General features: G+C 59.9%; 3 protein-coding genes. All 3 read right to left on the reverse strand.

The window, feature by feature from the left end; genetic code table 11:
• Nucleotides 1-218 precede the first annotated feature (218 nt).
• The 3 genes from ACRER8_RS26010 to ACRER8_RS26020 are packed head-to-tail and all read right to left on the reverse strand — an operon-like array spanning nucleotide 219 to nucleotide 2,656.
• Nucleotides 219-611 (reverse strand): Hpt domain-containing protein, encoded by a 393-nt coding sequence (locus ACRER8_RS26010; RefSeq protein ID WP_431749032.1) that lies wholly within the window; start codon nucleotides 609-611, stop codon nucleotides 219-221.
• 30 nt (nucleotides 612-641) lie between these two features.
• On the reverse strand, nucleotides 642-2,354 hold the full coding sequence (locus ACRER8_RS26015) for an ATP-binding SpoIIE family protein phosphatase (protein ID WP_431749033.1): 1,713 nt from the start codon (nucleotides 2,352-2,354) through the stop codon (nucleotides 642-644).
• A complete protein-coding gene (locus ACRER8_RS26020) occupies nucleotides 2,354-2,656 on the reverse strand; it encodes an STAS domain-containing protein (RefSeq protein ID WP_431749034.1) in 303 nt (100 codons plus the stop codon). The genes ACRER8_RS26015 and ACRER8_RS26020 overlap by 1 nt, the downstream gene beginning before the upstream one ends.
• Nucleotides 2,657-3,236: the final 580 nt, after the last annotated feature.

The following is a 3,236-nucleotide window of genomic DNA, read 5'->3' on the forward strand; positions in this document are numbered from 1 at the left end:
AACCGGCTGTGTCAGGCACTGTTGTAGATTTGACCGACATACCGCGTTCGCCAGCAAGCCGGCTCCTACAGAGTCAGGCGGTGCCTGGAAGAACGCCGCCGCCAACCGGGTATCTACAGGGATGTGCGCTGCTACCGCCAAGGATCAATCACACCATGCGTCGCTTGCGGCGGGATTCTTCGGGGATTTGGTCGTTGCCGCGAGGTTCGACAGGTATCTCAATCGCTGGTCAGCGTGGTGTCCAATTCGACCTCGAACATATCGCGTACCACGCGGAACTCCGCGTCGATCGCCGCGACCAGCTGGGTAACAAGAGCTCCACTGACGCATGTCTGACCGCGAACCAGGTCTTCGAGTTGCCGGCACAACTCAGCCAGATGAGCGGCGCCCATGTTGCTGCTGCTGCCTTTGAAGCTGTGGGCCATCATGCCCAGTTGTTGCAGCTGGGTCGGCGAGGCCGGGGAGAAGTCGGGGGCCTGGATCAACCCGTTCAAATCCGTGACGCGGGCTTCCGAATCCCTGATGAATATGTGAAGCAATGCCGGATATTCGGTTTCCATGACATCGCGCAACGTACTGAGTACGGTCAAATCCACATGATTTTCCAACACTTGCTCGCTCCTTGATCAAGACTCGCGGGATTATGCCAGAGCCTCCCACGCAAACTCTACAGACGCCGTACGGCCATCTTCCGACCATTGGCACCGGTCGCTGAGCTGGCGCACCAGGTTCAGCCCGCGCCCAGACAACTGATCGACCGCGGGCGGGAGTGCCAGCACTTGCTCGGCGTCGAAGCCGCGGCCGCTGTCGTGCACCTGAACCGTCAGGCGTCCACCCTGCGCCACCGGGATTATCTGAAAATTAAAGCGGATGAATCCGTCTTCGAGCGCGTCCAGCCTCTCACCGCGCTGTTGGTAGTAAAGCGCAAAGCCATCGGCGTCACACTTGAGCGCCGAATCCAGACCGAGGACGCCGTGCTCCAGGGCATTGCTGTAGAGCTCGGCCAGCACGATGTACAGCTCGCTGCTCTGCTGACGCAGACCATGAACCTCCTGTAACAGCTGCAACAGATAAGGCAGCGGGTTGAACCGTTTGAGGGTCGACGCACGGAATTCAAAACTCGCCGACCAGTCCAGCGGGCTGGAATCGCCGCTATCGGTATAGATCACCGAGGGCGGGCCCAGGGATTCCGGCTCCGTGAACCCCACTTCCAGCATGCTCACATCGTCACGCACCTGTCCGCGGAAACGTGCGAGGGCCCATTGCACCTCTTCGATCAACGTCGCAGGGTTGCGATTGGAGACGAACACGTTCTGCAGACGCCGGCTGCCGAACATTTCGCCGGTTTCGTCGGTGCTGTCCACCACACCATCCGACAGCAGGAACACGCGATCACCCGCGCCAAAGGGGTAGACCTGGGTGTTGTCATCGAAACTGCTGGCGCTCAGCACGCCCAACGGCAAATGCGCGGACGCCAACGGTGTATGAGGCCGTCCGTCGCGATGCAGCAGATAGCCGTCCGGCAGGCCGCCGTTCCAGACTTCGACCAGTTGCTGATTGAAATTCACACAGATCAGCGCCGCACAGCAAAACATGTCGACCGGCAAGATGCGCTTGAGCTTGGCGTTCATCTCGCGCAGGATTTCCGGCAGGCCGTAACCCTTGGCGGTCATCCCGTAAAACACCTCGGCCAGTGGCATGGCGCCGACCGCAGCCGGCAAGCCATGGCCGGTGAAGTCCCCGAGCAGTACGTGCATGTTGCCGGAAGGCGCCCAGGCCGCCAGCAGCAGATCACCGTTGAACAGCGCGTAAGGCGATTGCAGGTAGCGGATATTCGGCGCGCTGAGGCAGCCGGAGTGGGCAATCTGATCGAACACCGCCTTGGCCACGCGTTGTTCGTTGAGCAGGTATTTGTGATGCCGAGCGATCAGGTCGCGCTGCTGCAGAACGGTTTCCTGCAACAGTCGCAGACGGTTCATGGCGTTGATCTTGGCGGCGAGCACTATCTGGTTGTAGGGCTTGGCGACGAAGTCATCACCCCCCGCGTCCAGGCAACGTGCAAGGGCTTCGCCTTCGGTGAGGGAGGTCAGGAAAATGATCGGGACCAGCGCCTCGCCGGCCAGCTCCTTGATCCGTCGCGCGGCCTCGAAACCATCCATCACCGGCATCAGAGCGTCCATCAATACCAGTTGCGGGCGGTGCCGTTCGAACATCGCGACCGCCTCAGCCCCATCGCAGGCGCTCAACACCTCATGCCCCTGACGGCTGATGATCGCAGAGAGCAGCATGCGATCGCTGGCATTGTCATCGGCGATGAGGATTGTCAGGCGCTCGGGAGGTGGAGAGTCCGCCATCAGCCGATGCGGAAGAGTTTGGAGAAGTTGGAAATGGCGAGGATCTTGACGACGTCTGCGTTGCAGTTTTCCAGGCTCACGTCCGCGCGCTCTCCACCGGCGTGATCACGCAATAGCAAGAGCATGCCTAACGCCGAGCTGTCGAGGTAATTGGTTTCCTTGAGGTCGACCACGAACTGCTTGGCCGTGGTCTCTTTTTCGTAGGCGCCGCGGAAATCCTGGTGCGTCGAAAAATCGAAGCGCCCCTCGATCCTGATGGTCAGTCGCTGCCCGTCGGAAGAGAGCTCGGAGGTTACTGACATAGACAAATCCCTTATATGAAACGGCGTCAGACGCGTGAAGTTTTAGCACTGGTAGTGCGGCGGGGCAAATGGAAGATTTTGGTCTTGCAGTTGGATCCGTTTCTGCCTGGCGGCAGAAGCGCTTCGCCTTCGGCCAGTTATTTGGAAAAGCCCCCAAGTAACCATGGTGGCCTGTTCCCGGTTCGGCCTGCACCCAAGTCGCGTTCGGCGTCTGAACTGACGCGTAAGAAATCCCGAATCGCCGCAAAAATTGTAGGAGTTGGCTTGCTGGCGAGTGCGGGGTGTCAGCCAACGCATCTGTGACTGACACTCAGCGTTCGCCAGCAAGCCGGCTCCTACAGTAGATCGGGGTATGGCGGAGATTTGAGTTGATCGCCCCCCTCGCGCTGCGCGGGAATGCATTCTTACGCTCCGCGTCATGCGATATTGCACGCGGAGCGTGGCGAGCGATCAATACCGCCGGCAAGCCGTGCGGCAGGGAATTATGCCCTTGCGCAAAATCCCGAATCGCCGCAAAAATTGTAGGAGTTGGCTTGCTGGCGAACGCCGGGTGTCAAGCCAACGCATCTGTGACTGACAC

The sequence above is a fragment of the Pseudomonas sp. genome (assembly GCF_050739935.1).
Taxonomy (GTDB): Bacteria; Pseudomonadota; Gammaproteobacteria; order Pseudomonadales; family Pseudomonadaceae; genus Aquipseudomonas.